At 40.1% G+C, this 22135-nt stretch carries 20 protein-coding genes and 1 pseudogene; 13 read left to right on the plus strand and 8 right to left on the minus strand.

Annotation, left to right across the window (positions count from 1 at the left end):
• The first annotated feature begins 644 nt into the window (after nucleotides 1-644).
• On the plus strand, nucleotides 645-1424 hold the full coding sequence (locus FW757_RS15000) for a hypothetical protein (RefSeq protein WP_149981913.1): 780 nt from the start codon (nucleotides 645-647) through the stop codon (nucleotides 1422-1424).
• A 128-nt stretch (nucleotides 1425-1552) separates the two neighbouring features.
• Here FW757_RS15000 and trhP read toward each other — a convergent pair whose 3' ends face one another.
• Together trhP and FW757_RS15010 are read right to left on the minus strand one after the other, a co-directional pair.
• Nucleotides 1553-2935, minus strand: a complete 1383-nt coding sequence (gene trhP, locus FW757_RS15005) for a prephenate-dependent tRNA uridine(34) hydroxylase TrhP (RefSeq protein ID WP_182718275.1) — start codon at nucleotides 2933-2935, stop codon at nucleotides 1553-1555.
• A gap of 127 nt (nucleotides 2936-3062) precedes the next feature.
• Nucleotides 3063-4379: a methyl-accepting chemotaxis protein gene (locus FW757_RS15010; RefSeq protein WP_182794370.1), complete on the minus strand. Its 1317-nt coding sequence runs from the start codon at nucleotides 4377-4379 to the stop codon at nucleotides 3063-3065.
• Nucleotides 4380-4958: 579 nt separating this feature from the next.
• On the opposite strand from FW757_RS15010, the gene ndk reads away from it, so the two are divergent.
• The 9 genes from ndk (at nucleotide 4959) to der (ending at nucleotide 15557) form a co-directional block, all read left to right on the plus strand.
• Nucleotides 4959-5390: a nucleoside-diphosphate kinase gene (gene ndk / locus FW757_RS15015; RefSeq protein ID WP_008111339.1), complete on the plus strand. Its 432-nt coding sequence runs from the start codon at nucleotides 4959-4961 to the stop codon at nucleotides 5388-5390.
• Between the two features lie 171 nt (nucleotides 5391-5561).
• Nucleotides 5562-6695, plus strand: coding sequence for a bifunctional tRNA (adenosine(37)-C2)-methyltransferase TrmG/ribosomal RNA large subunit methyltransferase RlmN (locus tag FW757_RS15020; RefSeq protein ID WP_145239689.1), 1134 nt, complete (start codon nucleotides 5562-5564; stop codon nucleotides 6693-6695).
• Between the two features lie 112 nt (nucleotides 6696-6807).
• Entirely contained in the window at nucleotides 6808-8763 is a 1956-nt protein-coding gene (gene pilW / locus FW757_RS15025; RefSeq protein ID WP_446441386.1) for a type IV pilus biogenesis/stability protein PilW, read from the plus strand.
• Nucleotides 8760-9632 (plus strand): RodZ domain-containing protein, encoded by an 873-nt coding sequence (locus FW757_RS15030; RefSeq protein WP_446441387.1) that lies wholly within the window; start codon nucleotides 8760-8762, stop codon nucleotides 9630-9632. The genes pilW and FW757_RS15030 overlap by 4 nt, the downstream gene beginning before the upstream one ends.
• A 5-nt stretch (nucleotides 9633-9637) precedes the next feature.
• A complete protein-coding gene (ispG, locus tag FW757_RS15035; RefSeq protein ID WP_145239699.1) occupies nucleotides 9638-10756 on the plus strand; it encodes a flavodoxin-dependent (E)-4-hydroxy-3-methylbut-2-enyl-diphosphate synthase in 1119 nt (372 codons plus the stop codon).
• A 136-nt stretch (nucleotides 10757-10892) separates the two neighbouring features.
• Nucleotides 10893-12173, plus strand: a complete 1281-nt coding sequence (gene hisS, locus FW757_RS15040) for a histidine--tRNA ligase (RefSeq protein WP_446441388.1) — start codon at nucleotides 10893-10895, stop codon at nucleotides 12171-12173.
• A gap of 16 nt (nucleotides 12174-12189) precedes the next feature.
• A complete protein-coding gene (locus tag FW757_RS15045) occupies nucleotides 12190-12810 on the plus strand; it encodes a YfgM family protein (protein ID WP_149981918.1) in 621 nt (206 codons plus the stop codon).
• A 9-nt stretch (nucleotides 12811-12819) separates the two neighbouring features.
• On the plus strand, nucleotides 12820-13998 hold the full coding sequence (gene bamB, locus FW757_RS15050) for an outer membrane protein assembly factor BamB (RefSeq protein WP_182797822.1): 1179 nt from the start codon (nucleotides 12820-12822) through the stop codon (nucleotides 13996-13998).
• A gap of 92 nt (nucleotides 13999-14090) precedes the next feature.
• A complete protein-coding gene (gene der / locus FW757_RS15055; RefSeq protein ID WP_145239710.1) occupies nucleotides 14091-15557 on the plus strand; it encodes a ribosome biogenesis GTPase Der in 1467 nt (488 codons plus the stop codon).
• A 117-nt stretch (nucleotides 15558-15674) separates the two neighbouring features.
• Here der and FW757_RS15060 read toward each other — a convergent pair whose 3' ends face one another.
• Complete coding sequence (locus FW757_RS15060) at nucleotides 15675-16652, minus strand: hypothetical protein (protein WP_182797821.1); 978 nt, start codon at nucleotides 16650-16652, stop codon at nucleotides 15675-15677.
• Between the two features lie 356 nt (nucleotides 16653-17008).
• On the opposite strand from FW757_RS15060, the gene FW757_RS15065 reads away from it, so the two are divergent.
• The gene (locus FW757_RS15065) at nucleotides 17009-17389 is read left to right on the plus strand and encodes a VOC family protein (protein WP_182797820.1); all 381 of its coding nucleotides are present in this window, start codon (nucleotides 17009-17011) and stop codon (nucleotides 17387-17389) included.
• A gap of 106 nt (nucleotides 17390-17495) precedes the next feature.
• Entirely contained in the window at nucleotides 17496-17732 is a 237-nt protein-coding gene (locus tag FW757_RS15070; protein WP_182718269.1) for a hypothetical protein, read from the plus strand.
• Between the two features lie 279 nt (nucleotides 17733-18011).
• Here the strand turns inward: FW757_RS15070 and FW757_RS15075 are convergent.
• From FW757_RS15075 to FW757_RS15090, 4 genes and pseudogenes are all read right to left on the minus strand, one after another.
• Nucleotides 18012-18416: pseudogene (locus FW757_RS15075) on the minus strand (TFIIB-type zinc ribbon-containing protein); the annotation flags it as partial.
• 41 nt (nucleotides 18417-18457) lie between these two features.
• Complete coding sequence (locus tag FW757_RS15080) at nucleotides 18458-19051, minus strand: DUF4202 domain-containing protein (protein WP_182797828.1); 594 nt, start codon at nucleotides 19049-19051, stop codon at nucleotides 18458-18460.
• A gap of 71 nt (nucleotides 19052-19122) precedes the next feature.
• Nucleotides 19123-19587: a mechanosensitive ion channel family protein gene (locus FW757_RS15085; protein ID WP_446441389.1), complete on the minus strand. Its 465-nt coding sequence runs from the start codon at nucleotides 19585-19587 to the stop codon at nucleotides 19123-19125.
• Nucleotides 19588-19591: 4 nt separating this feature from the next.
• The gene (locus tag FW757_RS15090; protein ID WP_446441390.1) at nucleotides 19592-20068 is read right to left on the minus strand and encodes a TlpA family protein disulfide reductase; all 477 of its coding nucleotides are present in this window, start codon (nucleotides 20066-20068) and stop codon (nucleotides 19592-19594) included.
• A 302-nt stretch (nucleotides 20069-20370) separates the two neighbouring features.
• On the opposite strand from FW757_RS15090, the gene FW757_RS15095 reads away from it, so the two are divergent.
• Entirely contained in the window at nucleotides 20371-20865 is a 495-nt protein-coding gene (locus FW757_RS15095) for a hypothetical protein (RefSeq protein WP_182718264.1), read from the plus strand.
• Here FW757_RS15095 and FW757_RS15100 read toward each other — a convergent pair.
• The gene (locus tag FW757_RS15100; protein ID WP_446441391.1) at nucleotides 20862-22067 is read right to left on the minus strand and encodes an anhydro-N-acetylmuramic acid kinase; all 1206 of its coding nucleotides are present in this window, start codon (nucleotides 22065-22067) and stop codon (nucleotides 20862-20864) included. The two genes, FW757_RS15095 and FW757_RS15100, sit on opposite strands and share 4 nt — an antisense overlap.
• Nucleotides 22068-22135: the final 68 nt, after the last annotated feature.

Raw genomic sequence — 22135 nt, forward strand, 5'->3', positions numbered from 1 at the left:
GTAAAGATCTTGAATCAATTATCTGCTTTGTAATTTCATGGTTTTATCTTCTTAATATCTGTAGCAGTTGTAGGTGGGAATTGAATCGCAGGCAATGCAATTTTAATAATCAAAAACAAATATCGTAATAGCTATCAAAAATCTGGTCATAGAGAGTTAGCCCGTGTAATGCTAGTTTTAACAACCTCTTAAAAAAAGTGATTATAACTATTATGATAAATTTTACTTTACGACCCTTTGTATTACCCAGTTCTTTGCTGTTTTCGACAGTAAGCTTGCCCTGCATTTAACGCCCCAATTTATTGGGTTAACCAATCTCGATTATCGACAACGAATTACATCTTCTTCAGTAATTCCAGAATTTTCCATGCAGTTATAGATTTCCTATCGGCTCAAGCTTCCTGCACGGCTTAACTAAAAAACAGTTAAATAATTAATATAAATATTTTTTACAGAAAAGGTCTAATTAGTGATAATCACCTACTGAAGTGCTGGTTTTGGGGTTAAGAATAAACCTAAGGAACTAAATTAAGTAACGACGTGTATTTTAAGGGCAACTTTTTCTGATTACTATTTTTACGCAACTATCTTATAATACTAATGGAGTCAATAACTTAAAAAATACATATGATGATTGGAGCTAAATGAGTAAAGAAAAGTTAATAGAAGTTAAAGATGACTTAAATATGCTATCGCCTATTTGCTACATTACCAAGTCAATCAACTGGCTTATTGGCAAAGTCTTTAACAACTTTAAAATAAGTTTAATGGTTTATTTAATTGCTTACGTTATTGCTGTAACGGTTGTAAATATACCGATGCTGGACTTTACCCGCATGCAGAAAATATATGTTAGCGTTTCAATACTTGGCTTACCACTTTGTTTGTTCCTTGCTTATATTTTTATAGGAATGGTGTTATTAGCATTATTTGCAAGCAACCCTAAAACCCGCCTTAGTTATGCCATTATCTTAATCGTTATCGCTTTATTTCCATTTATGGTGATCGCAATGGCTGATACTCGTTTACTCCTCATTTTTGGCGTTTATTTATCTGCGGCATTAATTGTTATTAATATGATTATGCTACCAAATTTGGCCTATAAATATAGGGAAAGGCTTATAAAGCACGCTTACTTGTGTATGCCCGTAATTCTTTCAATTGTTGCATTTACTTGGTTTGAATCATCACAGGGGTTTTCGTATGGGCGTATTGATCGCGAAAATTTCACAACCAGCGATCATCAACGTGTGGTTCCTGTCAGTAAATCTGGCGCACAGGGTACGCCTTTTTATACCTGTGATGTCTTTGTTAATTTCAACGGATACCAGTATGAATTTCAAGATATGATCATACCTAGTAATGGCCACATTGAGTATATTGAAGTTAGACAAGCTGTTTTCCAGCACTTTCAATTACGCTAATGTCTATTGAAAGTGATACCGCGGCTTTGTTTTTCGGCATCACTTTTTATAGGTAATAATCAACCCAAAACTTGGATGATAGATAATTAAAGGTGTTGAAAGCATTAACACCTGTTGTTAACTACAAGCTAACCCGCGATTTGTTTAAACGGATTGCGGGTGTCTTGGTTTTCATCTAGGTTGCGCATTAATATGGCGTGTTCTAAATCGATATTGTCGGGCAGTGGAATTTTTACTATATGCCCTGAGCCTTTGGCATCGGTAATTGCCTCGCCTTTTTTGTTTTCCATGCATTCAAGGGTAAAGCTAATATTACCTTTTGGAGTCATTAGCTCTAATGAATGACCCACACAAAATTTGTTTTTAACATCAATCTCTACCAAGCCATTGCTATTTCGCCCTAATACTTCGCCGACAAATTGCTGCTTAGTCGATACCGAATGGCCGTATTCGTAGTTTTGATAATCTTGATGGGCGTGGCGCTTTAAAAAGCCTTCGGTGTAACCGCGATGGGCTAGGTTTTCTAATGTTTTAAATAAATCAGCGTCGAATGGTTTTCCTGCTGCGGCATCGTCGATTGCTTTACGATAAACCTGTGCTGTACGCGCAACATAATAAAACGATTTAGTCCGGCCTTCTATTTTTAAGCTATGCACGCCCATTTTTGTAAGCTGCTCTACGTATTGCACGGCGCGTAAATCTTTTGAGTTCATGATATAAGTGCCGTGTTCGTCTTCAAACGCTGGCATGTATTCACCCGGGCGGCCTTGCTCTTCAAGCATAACAATATCATTACTTGGTGCGCCGTCGCCAAGAGTAGGAATAACCTGCTGAGGATCAAATTTGTGCACCATTTCACCGGTTTCGTTTTCAACGCCCGGTTTTACATCGTATTCCCAGCGACATGCATTGGTACAGGTGCCTTGGTTTGGATCGCGTTTGTTTATATAGCCTGATAACAAACAACGGCCAGAATACGCCATACATAATGCGCCATGTACAAATACCTCTAGCTCTGTTGCTGGGCAAAGCGTGCGAATTTCACTTATTTCTTCAAGTGATAGCTCGCGGGATAAAATCACCCGCTCTATGCCTTGTTTAGCCCAAAACTGTACACTGGCATAATTTACAGCGTTTGCTTGTACTGATAAATGAATAGCCATATCAGGCCATTTTTCACGCACTAACATGATTAAACCCGGATCTGACATGATCAGCGCATCTGGCCCCATCGCAATTACTGGTTCAATGTCGCGTAAATACGATTTCACTTTGGCATTGTGCGGGGCAATGTTTGATACCACATAAAACTTTTTATTCAGCGCATGCGCTTCATCAATGCCTATTTTTAACGTTTCCAGATCAAATTCATTATTACGTACTCGCAAGCTATAACGAGGTTGTCCGGCATACACCGCATCAGCCCCATAAGCAAAGGCATAACGCATGTTTTTTAAACTGCCAGCTGGTGAAAGTAACTCTGGGGTAAACGAGGTAATAATTGACGACATGCGCGCTCCATACATAAAACTGGGATCAAGCCAGTGGCATGAAAATAACCTGAAAATCAGATCAAGTAATAAAGCGCGGCAGTATATGGTACGTTAAATTAAGATGTTTTGATCGAAATCATAAAACTCACTTTAATTGATTGGCAAACTGGCTCACTGCATCAACGACTTGCTGGGCACCTTTTTTAATATTGCTCATCACAATGCCAGACTCGTTTGACAGCTCTAACCCTTCTTGTGCTTTATCTTCACCTTGCTTAATGGCTTTTACGCTTGACTGCGTTAAGCTTTGATTTTTTTGTACCACTTCAACAATTTCTTCTGTGGCTTTACTGGTTCGAGATGCTAATTGACGCACTTCATCGGCGACTACCGCAAAACCTCGCCCTTGCTCACCAGCTCTTGCTGCTTCAATCGCCGCATTTAAGGCTAGCAAATTAGTTTGATCAGCAATGCTGCTAATACTTTGCACTATGCTGGCAATTAACTGTGATTGTTTATCCAATGCTGATATTTCATCCCCTGCTTGCGACATTTGCACCGCCAGCTCATTCATTACTTTAACCGCTTGCTCAATGACAGCAGCACCTTGATCTGCAAGGTGGTCAGTTTCAGTTGAAGTGCTATAGGCAATATCTGCCGCCTCTGCGATTGCGAGCTCCCGCTCAACTTGCTCAGTAATAACAGTAGCGAATTTAACCACTTTATACAGTTCGTTTTGCTCATTGAAAATCGGGTTATAAGAAGCTTCAAGCCAAACCACTCGCCCATAACTGTCTATGCGTTTAAAACGGCTTGAAACGTATTCGCCTCTTTTGAGCTGTTTCCAAAAGGCTTCATATTCAGGTGAATTTGCCTCTTCTGGTTCACAAAAAATACGATGATGTTGGCCAACAATCTCTTTAAGTGAATATCCCATTCCCGCCAAAAAGTTTTCGTTTGCCGTCAATACAATGCCATTAGTATCAAATTCAATAACGGCCATGGCACGATGTAATGCCTTAATTAAATCTTGATGCTCACGGGAGGTTTCAATCGTACGCGTTAACACATTTGAATGCAGAGTAAACTCAACTAGCTTACCTTGCTCATCAATAATCGGCTGTAAAATACTTCTTAGCCAGTCTTGTTCACCATTAACATGAACAAACTGCAATGCACCAGCCCAATGTTCATGCTTCTCTAATGCTTTTTTTAAACTTTTAAAATGCCCTGTCTGTCTGGCGTTACTTGGCACAAAATCTAGTAGCCTCTTTCCAATAAGTTGCTGTTCAGGATAACCAAGCTCGTTTGCAAAGTTTTTATTTTGCGCTGTAATAAGCCCAGTCTTATCAATGATTAAAACTAGCATTTCTTCGTCTAAGCTTTTTCTTACTTGATTCTGCACAAAAAGCTGACTTTTTAATTTAGCATTCTCACTTTTTATAGTGTTATTAAAAAACATAGCAACCTACTATCAATGAAATGGATGAAATGAAGCACGAAGATATTAAAACCTTTAATTTATTTCATGGTTATAACTTGAGTGTAAACCAAGTCCCCAAATTTAGTAGAATTTAACTAAAATAATCATTTTAAGCTAAAAGTGGATTTTCTATTGTGCACCTTATAGCAGTTTAAATGGTAAAAGCTCGAATGATACAAAAGCGCCTATCAATAATTTTAAAATAAATAATTAAAACATAAGGTTAATAAAATTTAAGGTAATTTTTAATAGTGCAGTTACAGATAAGGGCCTAAACGTTATAGTCACTGAGCACCATTTTGTACTAAAAATAACCTTCGAAAAATATTTCAACTTATTATTAGCTAAATTAAGTAATACGTAGTCCCATGCAATGTTAGATCATTAATTAATTCACAGCATCATGCTTTTCTATGCGTGGTGATTGCCTAACATTTAAAAATCGCACAATTGTCATCAAGCTAGTTTTTAATAAAACTAGGCATTGCCTACTAAAACGCGTATAATTCGCGCCCGTTAATATTCACACTTTTACTTAAAAATTATTGGAGCATAAAGATGGCTTTAGAGCGTACTTTCTCAATCGTAAAACCTGATGCAGTTGCTAAAAACCACATCGGCGCTATCTACAACCGTTTCGAAACTGCTGGCCTTAAAATCGTTGCAGCTAAAATGGTTCACCTTTCACAAGAGAAAGCGGAAGGTTTCTACGCAGAACACAGCGAGCGTCCTTTCTTTGGTGCTTTAGTATCTTTCATGACATCTGGTCCAGTAATGGTTACAGTTCTTGAAGGCGAAAACGCTGTTCTTAAAAACCGCGAAATCATGGGTGCTACTAACCCTGCTGAAGCACTAGCTGGTACTTTACGTGCTGACTACGCTGATAGCATCGACGAAAATGCTGTTCACGGTTCAGACGCTGTTGAATCTGCTGCTCGCGAAATCGCGTACTTCTTCGCAGACGAAGAGCTTTGCCCACGTACTCGTTAATTCGAACGCGCTAAGCAAAAGTAAAAAGGGCTTTCGAGCCCTTTTTTAGTCATTAGTTAAAGTATTAATTATCTAATTTATGATGTTTTACTTAATGATTAAAGTGAGTGAATTGTGTACAATTCGCCTTTGTAAATTTTTATCACCACCGTCACTGATTAAGGTTGTTTCATGACCACTGAGCAAAAAAAGATTAACTTATTAGATTTAAACCGAGATGCAATGCGCGAGTTATTTGTATCGTTCGGTGAAAAGCCATTCCGTGGCGATCAGGTGATGAAATGGATTTATCATTTTGGCGTTGATAACTTTGACGAAATGAGCAACGTTAACAAAAAGCTGAAAGAAAAACTAAAAGCAGAATGTGAAATTGTCGCGCCTGAGATCACCGTACGCCAACAAGCCAGTGACGGTACAATCAAGTACGCGCTGATACTTGAAGGCGGCCAAGAAGTTGAAGCCGTATGGATCCCAGAAAAAGAACGTGCCACTTTGTGTGTATCATCGCAAGTTGGTTGTGCGCTTGAATGTACATTTTGCTCAACAGCGCAGCAAGGGTTTAACCGTAACTTAAAAGTATCTGAAATTATCGGCCAAGTTTGGCGTGTGGCCAAAGACATAGGCCTTGATGGCAACAGTGAAAAGCGTCCGGTCACCAACGTCGTTATGATGGGCATGGGCGAGCCATTGCTTAATCTTAAAAACGTAGTTCCGGCAATGGAATTAATGATGGACGATTGGGGTTTTGGTTTATCTAAACGCCGCGTTACTTTAAGTACCTCTGGTGTGGTGCCTGCACTTGATTTATTGAAAGAAAAAATCGACGTTGCATTGGCTATTTCTCTACACGCACCTGATAACGCATTACGTGATATTTTAGTGCCAATCAATAAAAAATACCCAATTGAAGAGTTTTTAGCGGCGTGTCGTCGTTACATTGATGGCTCTAAAGCCAATAAAGATGTGACCATTGAGTATGTGATGCTAAATGGTATTAATGACAGCACAGATCAAGCCCATGAATTAGTTAAAACACTCAAAGGCACACCATCTAAAGTGAACCTTATCCCGTTTAACCCATTCCCGGGTAACGAATATACACGCTCTAGTAACAGCCGTATTGACCGCTTTTCAAAAGTGCTACAAGCAGCAGGTATTACCTGTATTGTTCGTCGTACTCGCGGTGATGATATTGATGCGGCCTGCGGCCAGTTAGTTGGTGATGTAGTTGACCGTACAAAACGTTTAGCGAAAAAGAAAATGCGCGACGATAATGCGATTGCGGTTAATATCCACCAAGCATAATCTGTTGTCGTGAATCAAAAGCCCTTAGCGCTGCTTTATTTTTAAATAAATGATGCAAGATAAGGGCTTTTCGGTAATATAGGTGCATGGACAATAATAAAGAGAAGAAGTAATGCGATCTTTACTTGCTTTAACTATCAGTGCACTCGCTTTAACAGGGTGTGTAACTGAAAATAGTTATGATGGCAATGACAAACCAGTCGTTGAAAATAAAATCAATAATACCGGCGCAGCACGTACCCGAATAGCCTTAGCATTAGAATATTTAAGCACTGGTAATAGCTCGCAAGCAAAGTATAACCTCGAACGCGCCGCGTCTTTCTCTCCTGATCTTCCTGAAGTCCATTATTCATTTGCTTATTATTACCAACAAGTCGGCGAAAACGTACAAGCCGATAAAGCCTATCAAAAAGCAATAAAAATTGATCCCAATGATCCTAATACCCGAAATAACTACGGGGTATTTTTATGCGGTATTGACGAGTACGGCCGCGCCACAGAACAACTACTCAAAGCCATTGCCATCCCAAGTTATATACGAGTAGCAGAAAGTTATGAAAATTTAGCTTTGTGCGCCATTGAGTTTGATGATTTTGATAACGCTGAAAAATATTTCAAATCGGCCATTAATCACAGTTCAATGCGTGCCTCATCACTGATCAGTTTAGCCGCTTTGTATTACGCTAAAAGTGATTTACATAGAGCAAAAGAAATACTCGAGCGTTATGAGAATAGTGGTCAAGTATCGTCTCGCTCATTGCTATTAAGCTATTTAGTTGAGCAGCGCATGGGCCACATTGAAAAAGCCGAAACCACTGCGGCAATGATATTGCAAACCTACCCAACCTCAAGTGAAGCGGGGATAATTCGCGAGCAAAAAATCAAACGTAGTGAGTTTGAAATACTGCGCTCGCAATACCGCCAAGCAAAATTAGATGAGCTACAAGCAAATAGCCCTGCGGGAGAGGTGATCTCGGCACCCAAAATACGCATTGTAAAAAAGAAAAAAGCGCCAACAACTAGTACGTCGGCGCAAAGTATCACAACGCCAACAATGGCCGTTAAAAATAACAATGCAAGCAGCAATGAATTAACTACCGCGTTGCTAACCTCACCGGTTGCGCCAACGCAAAGCACCGCATCACTAAGTAGCCAGCAAAGCCAAGCAACAGTATCAACACCAGTCGATACGAGTGGTATTTTGGCGGCTTTAAGTACCACAGCAATAACAACGCCAGTGCAAACAAACGTTGATACTACCGCTGTACAGATCAGTGCCCCAGCAAACAATAATGATCCTGTGGCAGTAATGTCTGCTCTGGCGGTCGCACAAGCACCAAACAATCCAGCTGTAAATTCAACTCAAGCGACGGACATTGCATCACTAGCCTCTGAGGAGGCAGTTGCTAAAGCATTAGCAATACCAACTGTGCATTTAGCAACAGCGCCCACAGCGACTGCCGCAACGCCTCCCCAAACGCTTGCTCGTAGTAGCAAAGCACAAGATGGTGTAACAATTGTTTCTTTTGGTGCGCCCACTGATAGCCAAGCCGTTGCAAATAACAGCCAGGCTTCAAGCCAAGCACAATTTAGTGATGAATTAACGGATGAAGAAAAGGTGGTTTTTTACCAGCCAAAACGCAACGCTGCCGTCTTCGCAGAGTCAAGTTATAGCTCTACACCTGAGATCCGTTTTCAAGATCCGCAACAAAATACTCACGCACCGTTGCTAAATTCGCGGATCCCACAATTAACGACGCCTTACCATGTTTTGCAAGATGGTGAAAACCTATTTAGCATTTCAGTACGATACAATGTTAAACTACAGAAATTACTCCAATGGAATGGTCTGAAAGAATCTGATCGGGTGGTCAATGGGACGAAAATTTATCTCAACGATCCCAACATTTATTACGAAATTAACGTCGGTGATACTTTGTATAGTATTGCCACCAAGCGTCGCTTGTTAATTGATCAGTTAATGCGATGGAATAAATTAAGCCCGGATGTTGCACTTAAACCTGGGCATAGACTGTTACTAGTGGACCCTGAATCATACTCATTATGAATGATGAAAATACGGAATCAACAACGCTCACTCTTGGCCAAACTTTAAAAAGTAGCCGCGAGCAAGCGAATGTCAGCTTAGAAGAGTTGGCAAAAAATTTAAAATTATCGGTGTTGCAATTACAACGTCTTGAGAATGACGAACACCAATTAATCGGCCCTGCTACCTTTGTTAAAGGTTATGCAAAAAGTTATTGTCGCGCCTTTAATTTAGATACTGCGGCCGTTTTAGCGCTGTTCCCTGAACCTCAGGAAACCGTTAAAAAAACCAACATGCAAAGCTTTTCTAGACGAACAGAAAAAGAAGCCCATGATAGTCGGTTGATGCTGGTGAGTTACGTTATTCTGGCAATTGTTATTGGTTCATCCGCATTATGGTGGTGGCAAAATTCAACCCCTCTTGACGAACAAGTTGTAACGCAATCTTTAAATAGCTTTGCCGAAGAGACAGTTGCAGTCGCACAAGCAGAGCCTGACGTGGCGTCAATCAGCCAGCTAGAACAAGCGGGCCCTGATGAATCGATTGATGACCCCACTGCGGCGCAAATTATGGAGCAACAAGCCGATACCACCGAACTAGACGTTGCCCAGAGCGAAGCGTCAAGCGAGCCACAAAATGATGGCCTTGGCACCATAGTTATGCATTTCAATGAAGAAAGTTGGGTTGAAATTCATGACGGCAAAGGTGATAAAGTGGCGTTTGGTGTTAAAAAAGCGGGTTATGATATGACTTTATCAGGTCATCTGCCTTTTTCTATCGTGCTTGGTAAGCATCAAGCTGTTGATATCACTCTTGACGGTGAAAAGATTGATATTTCCAGTTTCCCAAAAAATCGTTTAGCCAAATTTAATTTACCGTTAACAGAGTAGTCACTATGTTTTCAGAATCTCCCATTAAACGCAGAAAATCTACCCGCATCAACGTGGGTAACGTACCGATCGGTGATGGCGCCCCTATTGCCGTGCAATCAATGACCAACACCGATACCATGGATGTTGATGCAACTGTTGCACAAATTCAAGCTATTCAAGATGCCGGCGCCGATATAGTGCGTGTTTCCGTGCCGACTATGGACGCCGCCGAAGCATTTAGAAGCATAAAAGAACAAGTCACCATTCCACTGGTTGCAGATATTCACTTTGATTATCGTATTGCTTTGCAAGTCGCAAAGTATGGTGTTGATTGTTTACGTATTAATCCTGGCAACATTGGCAGTGAAGAACGTATTCGCGCGGTAGTCGATGCTGCCCGTGAGCACAACATTCCAATTCGTATTGGTGTTAATGGCGGCTCATTAGAGCGTGATTTACAAGAAAAGTACGGCGAACCAACGCCTGAAGCGTTACTTGAATCAGCCATGCGCCATGTGAATATTTTGCGCCGTTTAGATTTTGATCAATTTAAAATATCAGTAAAAGCTTCTGATGTGTTTTTAGCTGTGGGAGCATATCGCTTACTTGCTAAAGAAATTGACCAACCTCTGCACTTAGGGATCACAGAAGCAGGCGGTATGCGTTCAGGCTCAGTGAAATCAGCTGTAGGCTTAGGTATGTTACTTGCCGAAGGTATCGGCGATACGCTGCGAGTATCGTTGGCGGCTGATCCAGTACAAGAGATCAAAGTCGGTTTTGATATTTTAAAATCACTGCGCATTCGCTCTCGCGGGATTAACTTTATTGCCTGTCCGAGCTGTTCACGTCAAGAGTTTGATGTGGTTAGTACCATGAACCAACTTGAAGAGCGTTTGGAAGATATCATCGAACCGGTATCAGTATCGGTTATTGGTTGTGTGGTCAATGGCCCTGGCGAAGCGTTAGTGAGTGATATTGGCTTAGCTGGTGCAAATCGCCGCTCTGGCCTTTATATTAATGGCGAACGTCAAAAAGCCCGAATTGATAACAACAATATTGTTGATCAACTCGAAGGTTATGTACGCGACTTTATCGCACAAAAAGAAAAACAGACCCCTATCGACATCAAAATCGTCGAATAAATACAATATAGTCGGCAAACAAAGCCGTTTGCCGTTTACCTTTATAGCTAGAACGCTATAATGACGGGTCAATTTTTAGCATTCTTGTTGTGTAGTCATCTTTTATTACGCAAAAAACAGTTTTTAGGATTTAGCAGTGGCAAAACAAATTCAGGCAATACGTGGAATGAACGATTGTCTGCCGGGCGATACCCAAGTTTGGCAGAAAGTAGAAAACATCTTACGCGAGACAGTAGCATCGTTCGGTTATCAAGAAATTCGTTTTCCAATTGTAGAATCAACCGATCTTTTTAAACGCTCAATTGGTGAAGTCACCGATATCGTTGAAAAAGAAATGTACACCTTTGCCGATAATAATGGCGACAGCTTAACACTTCGTCCTGAAGGTACTGCTGTGTGTGTACGTGCTGGTAATCAAAACGGCTTACTGTATAACCAAGAGCAACGCCTTTGGTATATGGGCCCAATGTTTCGTCATGAACGTCCGCAAAAAGGTCGCTATCGTCAGTTTCACCAATTTGGTTTAGAAACCTTTGGTATTGCCAGCGCTGATATTGACGCTGAAGTGATTTTACTGACGGCGCAATTATGGCAACAATTTGGCATCAGCGAACATGTTCGTTTAGAGCTTAATTCTTTAGGTTCAAACGAAGCTCGCGCGCAATACCGTGATGCACTTGTGGCTTATCTTGAGCAACATATTGATGAACTAGACGAAGACTCAAAACGTCGTATGTACAGCAACCCACTGCGCGTGCTAGATAGCAAAAACCCTGATGTACAAGCGGTTTTAGTTGATGCACCAAAACTGTCTGAACACTTAGATGCTGAATCAAAAGAACATTTTGAAAATTTATGTGAACGTTTAGACGCCGCAGGCGTCATATACACGGTTAATGAAAAGTTAGTTCGTGGCCTTGATTACTATAACCGTACTGTTTTTGAGTGGGTTACAGATAGCCTCGGCTCACAAGGTACTGTATGTGCAGGTGGCCGCTATGATGGCTTAGTTGAGCAATTAGGTGGCAAAGCAACGCCAGCTGTGGGCTTTGCTATGGGTCTGGAACGTTTAGTGTTAATGTTACAAGCATTGGAATGTGTTGGTGACATTCGTCGCAACGCTGATGTATATTTGGCAGCGATGGGGGACAAAGCCAGCATTCAAGCCCCTATTATCGCAGCTAAATTACGTGCTGAAGTACCTGGCTTACGTATCATGGTCCATGCCGGTGGCGGTAACTTTAAGAAACAACTTAAACGCGCAGATAAAAGCGATGCACTCGTTGCACTGATTATCGGCGAAGATGAATTAGAACAAGGCGTAGTGACAGTTAAGTATTTACGTGAGCGTAAAGAACAGGTCACCTTAGAATTAGAACAAATTAAAACGCTTTTAGCTGAGCTAATAAACAGCTAAAAAAGACGAGGTAGTAATGGATATTTATTCAACAGAAGAACAACAAGCTGAAGCGATCAAACGTTTTTTTCGTGAAAATGGTGTATCACTGGCGCTAGGTGTAGTGCTTGGTTTAGGTGGCTTGTATGGCTGGAAAGCATATAACCAAAATCAAATTACAACTGCTGAAAGTGCCTCTGATGCATATACTCAGCTGGTTGAAGGTGGTGAAGTATTAGGTTCGGCAGATACATTTATCGCAGAGCACAAAGATACTAACTACAGCGCACTTGCAGCCTTTGTTGCTGCTAAAGAAGCCGTAGAAAAAGGTCAACTTGATGTAGCCAGTGAAAAACTCAGCTGGATAATGACTAATGTTACCAATGCAGATTTAAAAGCAACGGCGACCACCCGTTTAGCTCGCGTGCAAATAGCACAGCAGCAATACGACCAAGCTTTAACAACGCTTAACGCTAAACTTGCAGATTCATTCACTGCAACAGTCGCTGAGCTTAAAGGTGATATATACACAGCTCAAGGCGATGCAAATCAAGCTCGCAGTGCTTATCAGACTGCTGCTGATGCGGGCGGTCTGGAGAATAACCCATTATTGCAAATCAAACTTGATGACTTAGCAGTAACTAGCCCAACGGCGTAAGGGGTTACCATGAAAAAATTAACAGCGGCAACCATAGCGCTATGTATGGCAACCTTAGTCGGTTGTTCATCAAGCGATGACGAAGACGAACTGGTATTGCCTGAAATCGTTAATCAGTTTGAAACCAAAGTAATTTGGCAAGAAAGCATTGGTGACGGTGTTGAACATTACTTTTCTCGGCTAACACCGGCGGTATATAAAGACCGTGTTTTTGTAGCTAACCGTGCTGGTAAAGTCGAAGCGCTATCGCTTGAAAACGGTAATACTCTTTGGGAGACTGATGTTCGCGAAAATTTGACCTTTTGGCCATGGCAAAGCGACATTAGTGCAAAATTATCAGGTGGTATTTTACAAGCTTATGGTAAAATTTTTATCGGCTCTGAGCATGGTTATTTAGTTGCCCTTGACCGTGAAACGGGTGATGTTGTTTGGCGCAAAAAAGTACCCGGTGAAGTGTTAGCAAAACCAGCTGCCGGTGATGGCCTTATATATGTTAACCTAGGCTCAGGTAAATTATTAGCCCTTCACCCTGATACCGGTGAAGAGCGTTGGAGCCATGAGCAAGAAGTCCCCGCATTAACACTACGCGGACAAAGCTCTCCGACCGTTGCTAACGGCGGTGTATTAGTTGGCCTTGAAACAGGCAAGTTAAGCGTACTTATCTCTGACAGTGGTTACTCTGCGTGGAGTGCTGAAATTGCTACAGCAAAAGGCGCATCAGAATTCGAACGTTTAGTCGATGTTGATACACAACCTCTGATCAGTGGTCCTTATGCGTATGCTATTGCCTATAATGGTAACTTAGCAGCTGTAGATATTCGCTCTGGTAATGTTGTCTGGAAACGCGAATACAGCAGTTACCGTGAAATTGCCATGGATACCCAAACTATTTACGTAGTAGATAGTAATGGTGTTGTTTATGGATTAGATAAAACCTCTGGCATTGAACGCTGGAGTCAGCCAGCCCTTCGTGGTTGGTACTTAACAGGGCCTGCGGTAGCAGGAAATTACTTAGCCATGGGTGACCAAGAAGGTAATCTACATTGGCTGAATAAAGAATCAGGCGAACTTGTATCGCGTGAAGACTTCGACAGTTCAGGCTTTTTTATTGAGCCAATTGTTGCTGACGACAAACTGATTTTATACACCCGAGATGGTGAAGTTAGTGCGGTAAAAATACCGGACTAATTTGCTAAATAACTATAAGTTATTAATAGTTAATTTATTTTTTTAAGGCTTCGCTATGCGAAGCCTTTTGTTGTTTTTTTAAGAGGTAGTTTATGCTTCCCGTGATCGCTCTAGTTGGGCGACCCAATGTGGGCAAATCCACATTATTTAACCGTTTAACACGTACGCGTGATGCACTCGTTGCCGATTTTCCAGGCTTAACGCGAGATCGAAAATATGGCCAAGCTAATTACGATGGCTATGAATTTATCGTGGTAGACACGGGCGGTATTGATGGCTCTGAAGAAGGCATCGAGATCGAAATGGCTGATCAATCGCTACTGGCGATTGAAGAAGCCGACATCGTATTATTCTTAGTTGATGCACGCGTAGGTATGACAGTAGCTGATCAAGCTATTGCCAACCATTTACGTAAACAAGAAAAGAAAAGCTTTGTTGTTGCCAATAAAACTGATGGTATTGATGCTGACTCAAATTGTGCTGAGTTTTACCAATTGTCACTGGGCGAAGTACATCATATTGCAGCCGCTCATGGCCGTGGTATTACCTTGTTACTTGAACACACCTTACAGCCTTTGCTTGCAGAGCTGAGTGCGCAAAATGATGATGGTAAAGGCGATGACGACGAGTTAATCGATTTATACTCTGAAGATGATGAAGATTCTACAGCGCATGAAGCATTTGCAGATAAGCCAGTAAAACTTGCTATTATCGGTCGTCCTAACGTAGGTAAGTCAACACTGACTAACCGTATATTAGGTGAAGAACGCGTTATTGTTTATGATATGCCGGGCACAACCCGCGATTCTATTTATATTCCAATGACTCGTAACGAAAAAGAATACGTGTTGATCGACACCGCTGGTGTACGTAAACGCAAAAAAGTCAGCGATGTGGTTGAGAAATTCTCAGTGATCAAAACCCTCCAAGCAATCGAAGATTGTAACGTGGTGCTATTGGTTGTAGATGCCCGCGCTGGCATTTCGGATCAAGATTTAAGCTTACTTGGTTTTGCCTTAAATTCTGGCCGCTCACTGGTTATTGCTGTGAATAAATGGGATGGCCTTGATGATTACGTGAAAGATCGTATTAAATCGGAGCTTGACCGTCGCTTAGGCTTTATTGACTTTGCACGCTTACACTTTATCTCAGCTTTACATGGTACAGGTGTTGGTCATTTGTTTGAGTCAATTGACGAAGCTTATGAATCAGCAACTAAGCGTATTAGCACTGCTATGCTGCGCCGCATCATGGACATGGCACAAGCTGATCACCAGCCGCCACTGGTTCGTGGTCGCCGCGTTAAGCTTAAATACGCGCACGCGGGTGGTTATAACCCACCACGTATCGTAATTCACGGTAACCAAGTACATGATTTACCAGATAGCTATAAACGCTACTTAATGAACTACTATCGTAAAGCATTAAAAATTATGGGCACACCTATCAAAATCGAATTTAGAGAAGGTGATAACCCATTTGCAGGACGTACTAATAAAGTGACTCTTTCGCAAAAACGTAAGATCCGCGCATTTAGTAAAGAAAATAGAAATAAATAATTGGTTATCTTGGTTAATAGCTAACATATCACGAATTATTTATTAAAATTATACCTTTCATTGCCTTTATGTGGGAATGAAAGGTATATTTTACAACGATACATTAAAAGATTTTTTCTAAAAATTATTTAATGTAGATAAAATCTGATTAAAGTTTTCACCTTTAATTGTAGTTCTATATTTATCTCTTGCTTCATTTATGTATTCATAGGCTAGTTCTTCTGCTTCAACCCAACCATAAACAGCTGTATCAAATTGCTTTGTATCCATTCCTGGAAATGAAGCCCTGATCAAACAACCTTTAGGCGCCATTGGTACACTATCATCAGAAAACGAACTATCGTTATATTTTAATTCAGAATAACTTGGTACAGAGTCATCAACATAATTGTTATTAGTTCTCATATCATAACAACCATTTCCAAAATGATATATCCGTCCTAGCTTAGCTGTATAGTTATCAGTTTGAGCACCTAAACTACTTAATCTCGATGCTAAAGATCTTGCTTGTGACTGTACATAGCCATAAGAAATGTAGCCTTGTAGTTTTCTTTCAGTAAGAACTGCAATTGACATGGAAGCAATAAGCGCATAACTAGAAGTTAAAGCATAAGATTTTGGATTATAGCTTTCCTTATAAGCACGATGGTTTTTAAGCGACGTGGTGTAGTCCAACAAAACAGGGAGAATTGATGTATCTAAATTACCACCCTGAGCTGAATTACGATAGTACTCAAGCGTGTCTCCAAAGGACTCAAATTGACTTTTGGCATCTTCAACATCGCTTGTTAAAACAATTCCGGAGACAATATTTTCTATTTTGTCTAGATCATCTTGATGAATACGAACTATTTGTGGACCAGTGTTGCCATTTCCAAACAATAAGCTTGTAATGAAAGATTTAGCTTCACCTTTAACCGCACTTTTAGCGCCATCCAAAATCCAGCCAGCTATCATGGCAGAACTAAATACAACTGTAGTAGCAATTTCAGCTTGATTATTATTTATATTCTCTTCCATCGCAGAATTATCTGCGAAAGTTGGTGCTGACATCATAAGTGCTAGAGTACTAAGTAAACAATGTTTTTTTAACATAAAATATCCTTAATTTATATTTAATAGTCTAATAAACTTTACCTTTATAAAACAAGCGGTGAGTTATAATTCAATGCATTGATGTGAATTATTATTTAATCCATATTTGGCTATATTGCATATTTTAATCAAAATGCCTTAAATTAATATTTGAGCAATTAACCACCACCTTTTGCCACCAAAAAACGTTGGTTTTATGGGTACAATTTACACTATCATTACTTTTGCACTGTAGTCAATGCTTGTTTTATATACAAAACCATTTGTTAATTGATACTTTAAACTAGGTGTTTTTTCGCTAAAAACTTATATATGTGCTTTATTTAAAGTATTAATAAACTTAAATAGAGTCATCAATGGAATTAATCAATCAGGTTATCTACGTTGATAACGTTGAAGAAACCTTAGACTTTTATTTTCAAGCGTTTGGTTTTGGCACTCATGCCCTCAGCGATGATGCCGAATATGGAGAGCTTGCTACTGGCGATGTAAAAATTGCTTTTGCGAATCACCCGTATGCTCAAGCCCATTTTAAACAAGGTTATATCCGCGCTCACCCAAAGCAACCAGCGCTAGGTTTTGAGCTGCGCTTTAGCTGTACTAATCTCAGTGAAAGTTACGATAAAGCGGTGCTTGCTGGCGCAGAGCCTCTTTGCCCCCCTAGCTGTAGAGGAACTCAATATTATGCCTACGTAAGAGCCATTGAAGGTACTTTGATCTGCTTAGTACAAGCCTAGCTCTTCATCAAAACAGCATTAAAGTTTAACTTTGTAGCAATATAAGCCACACGTAACTGTCATCTAATTTCCTTATCTTAGCGGTAATTTAAATAAGGAGATTAATATGAATACATTACTACTAACATTGATGCTACTAAGCCCAACTGAAGCGCTAGTGACTGAACAAGTAAAATTACAAACCGCTGAAACACTTAAAGTTATGCAAATTGAACAGCAGACACAGTTGAAAACACAAGTCATCGCCACATTAGAAAATATAGAATTGGTATTGCCTGTGGTTGTTGATAAGCAAATTTTAGCGAAAGTACAAAACGTAAAACAGCAACTTAACCAAGACTAAGTTGCTCTGCAGAGTTAGTCCAAAAACGAAGCTAAAGCGATTTCAACTAAACTCTCGGTATTTTTGTTGTGGTTTTTCTTAATACCTCGCTGGCTAAATCGATTAGTCGGTATTTCAAAATGTATAATACCAATCGACTTAAATATTTAACCATTCTAGCGAGCTAAATAAAGCGCTAACTGCGTTATAAATTTTTCAAGTAGAACAACTACATGTCAAAATTTACGCCTTGTTATCACTCCATTTATCTGTCGCTATAAATGGTCAGTAACTTAACACGATTGGTATAAAACCATGATTATTGGCTTGCTGGTTCACTAGTAATTGTTTTTCTTTCGCTGTTAAGTGATTGTCGTGAATTTTATTAAGTTCTTTTGGATCTAGCCAAATACCCGCACAACTTGGGCACTCATCAATTTCGACCACATGAAGAGGTGTAAAAAAGCGCCGCATCATCACGATACTCGGGCACTTAGGGCAATTAATTCGTGCCGTTAAATCAACGTCTGTGTCAGGTAAAGCAGCCAAATGCTCAGCAAGCACCAGCGCTCTTTTTAAAGATGGATCACTAAAATTAAAAATCTGGCGATTATCAAAAAATACCCCACCATTGGCGGATGAGAAAACCTCGATCCCCCCGACCATTAGTTTAGTGAGTTCTATATTTGTCCTTGGGCAGCGCATATCCAGTTCCTTTGCATTTTATTACTCATCGCAGTGAGATATTAACTCGGTGCAAGCGCCTTTTCAATTAGCGGTACTAACGGCGCTGGTAAAGTAATATTACCCGCCAACACAAAGTCATGTGCCTCAGTAGACATTTTTTGCCACGTACGTTGCAAAATCCCAATCCACTTTTGCTCATCGTAGTCTGGTTTTGTTTGCACAAATGCCAACATGTAATACTCAATAAACACTAAACTTGCGATATCTTCCACCAATTGACTATCAGGATTACGCTTGATTTGTTTTTTCGCAACCGCTGCATATACTCGTTGCTGATCAACATCAGAACAACCAGCTTGCTGCATTAATTCAACCACAGTACTGGCATGAAAAACATACAACGCACTGCGCCACTGATGATAGCCTTGTTTATCCATTGGAAAGTGACTTCGCGGCGAACACCAACGCTTTATGTGCTGTGCTCTCACAGCAATATGCATTAGCTCATCAGCATCAGGTTTAAAACGGTTTAACATCTGCGTCATACGCTCTGAATATAAACGCTCTTTAGGCCACACTTTACCTGCATAGTGTTCTTGATTTGGATCCTGACTATTTGCTTCATCAATTAACGCGATTACTTGCTCAAACATTAGTTTAGTCATCACTCTTAGATTTATAGGCTATTTTAATCAGCTCATTTGTAATTAGCTAGTTGAAAATATTACGAGTTATTTATTGTTACTTTATTACTGAGCATCAATGAATTGGGAACTAAATGACGACAGCCATCGGTCTGTAAAGTAATATATCTGAGGTTTAAATCGACCACGACACCTTTACAGCTCGCGACCTCGATGTTATCACCCAACTTAATAGGTCTATAAAGCACAACCATTATCCCTGCAACGAGATTTGAAATTGCATCTTTAAGCGCAACCCCTAACGCAAACCCTGTTAAACCCAAGCCAGCGACTAAACCAGTTACATCAAAATCAAGCTTAGAGAGCGCTAATATAGTGCCAATAAAAATCAAAATCGCTTTTTGTGAGTTTGAAATTAAACGAAACGATTCCGCGGCATGGCCATCAAAACGACGTTCAACCTTCTTCAGTGCAAAGTGAAAAACTAAACTTAAAACAATACAGCCAACAAATACCAAAATAGCAGCAATAATTTGATCACTCATACTTTTACTCTGTTACTGGATTAAATTGACTTAAATCTGAAGCAATAGACGCCTTTGGTTTTTCAACTAACCGCCCAAGCTCTTCGCCTGCTGTTAATACTATAATCGTTGGTGAATACTTTAATTGGTAGCGTGCTGCAATCCCTTCAGGATCGCGTTTATCATAACCGACAGCGACCAACTTTAAGCTGGCCAATGCCACCTTGGAGCTATCAAGTAATTTAAGTAACCGTGGTACTTCACGCTGACTATCGTGACACCAAGTGCCAAATAACACCAAAATATCTTTACCTTTGAGTGTTTGCATGGCTTGTGTTTCGGCAACAGTTGGCACAAAGTTATTATATTCACTGGAAAATTGCTGATAATTGTTAAGTAAATCAGCTGCACTTATCTGCCCTACAAACGGCTTATTATCTACAGCAAAAGACAGTAGCGGCACTAAACATACTGATAAAAAGAGCGCTATTCGTTTAAACATGATAATTCTCAGCTATTTATATTAAGTTGACTATACCCAAATCACAGTTTATTGCGAGTGCTATTACCCATTTGTAAATCAGCCAATCTTGCTGCTATTAAGTAAACATTTAAAAATGGATTTTAAATTTATTATTATAAAATTTATAAGCTTGATATTACCTATAAACAACTGCTGCTGCATTGTTTTAGCACGCCAAGTTAAAAATGATGAAAATACGTTCAATTAGTCATAAATCTGCAATTAAACTATAGGATAATTTCCATTCGATTTAATTAACCTAGAAAAGACGACTGACTTCAATGACCACTCCTTTAGTGCGCTTGAACTTTGCACTGCAATCTTTTGAAGATCCGCTATCAGCTGCCATGGCACATACTATGGAGTACGATACGCTGCATCTAAATGCAAACGCGCAGCATGAAATTACATTGCTTTGTGTATTACCAGAAGATGCGCATGAAGGCGACACTGTTTCGTTAAGTGCAACACATATAGCAGCGCGTGATGCACGTTACTTTATGCAATACACACTGCGTCTGAGCGATATCGAAGCCGGTACGGTAACGCTGACACTTGAAAAAATAACTCTCAGTGATGAAAGCGACGAATATGTGCTGCAATTAATGTTGCATGGTTTACATGCCACCCTCAAAGACAGTGCTGAATTTGATGTCGCAATCAAGGAATATGGCGCAGGTTATATACCACAATACGAGCCGGCTCTAGTTTCTAAAAGTCATTCACTGCGCCAATATATGACAAGTTTTAGTAGTTCATTTTTATCATTATTTTAATCCGCAAAGCTGACTTTACCCATAGTAATGGTAGGTATGCCCTGCGCTTGATTACCAAAACGTTGCTGGCCACCCACTAAACATTCGTTTGCTAAAATCGCAAACAAAACTGCTTCTTTCGCATCTGGGTCGATACCTAGAGCATGGGTGTTTTTAATCTCATGTAACTGTGGACACAAGGATAAAATATGCTTCATCAACAGTGGATTATGTATTCCCCCACCACTGGCATAAACTGTAACATCGGCTAATTTTTCACTGCATTGATTAATAGCCTGTGCAATCATCATCGCCGAAAATCGATTTAGTGTTGCCATCACATCTTCGTGGCTTAGCTGTAGGGTGTTGGTTGTCGTTTGTGCTTGGTGTAAATAAGCCAAATTGAAAACTTCAGGGCCTGTCGTCTTAGGAAAGTCTAAATTAAAAAATTCATCTTGGCATAACTCATCCAACAGCGGCTGATTTATCTGGCCTTGGTTGGCAATTAAACTATCTTTGTCATAATGAAGCGGCGCAAAATAACGCTGTATATAAGCGTCCATAATGGTATTACCTGGGCCAATATCAGAGCTAAATACAGCGCTCGCATCAGCAGATTGTGGTAAAAAAGTCAGGTTAGCAATGCCACCCATATTCAGTAATATACGATTTTCAGTTAAGCTGCTAAAAAATAAATAGTCGCCATATACCGCAAGTGGTGCGCCTTCTCCGCCCGCTGCAATGTGCTTTTGTCTAAAATCGCCAATCGTGGTAATACCTGTCGTAACCGCTAAATGGTCGCTATCACCTATTTGCAAAGTGCCATGATTAAAATCGCTCTGGCTATGCTGACTTTTAGGGCAGTGATAAATAGTTTGCCCGTGACTTGCAATCACATCAATATCAGCTGCAGCAACTTTCCATTTAGCTAAACACTGCAATACCATTTTGCCATGTAATTGCCCCACCCAAGGGTGAAGTAAAGTAACTAACTCCAAATCACATTCGCGCTTGGCAAATACTGTTTTTATTTTCTGTTTATAGTCATCATCATAATCAACGGTGTCAAAGGCTAACACATCAATTTGGGTGTCCATGCCATGCCCTGAGACTTTGCACAATGCAACATCTAATCCATCTAATGAAGTCCCACTCATCAGACCAATTATTAATCTTTGTTGTTTTTTAGCACTGTTATACAGTTGTAATATATGCTGATGCATTCTTTTTACCCTTAAAAATCAAAATACTAATGAATGTACATTCACTTCAAACTCAAGAATACTTTATA

This window comes from Pseudoalteromonas sp. 1181_04, assembly GCF_052850545.1.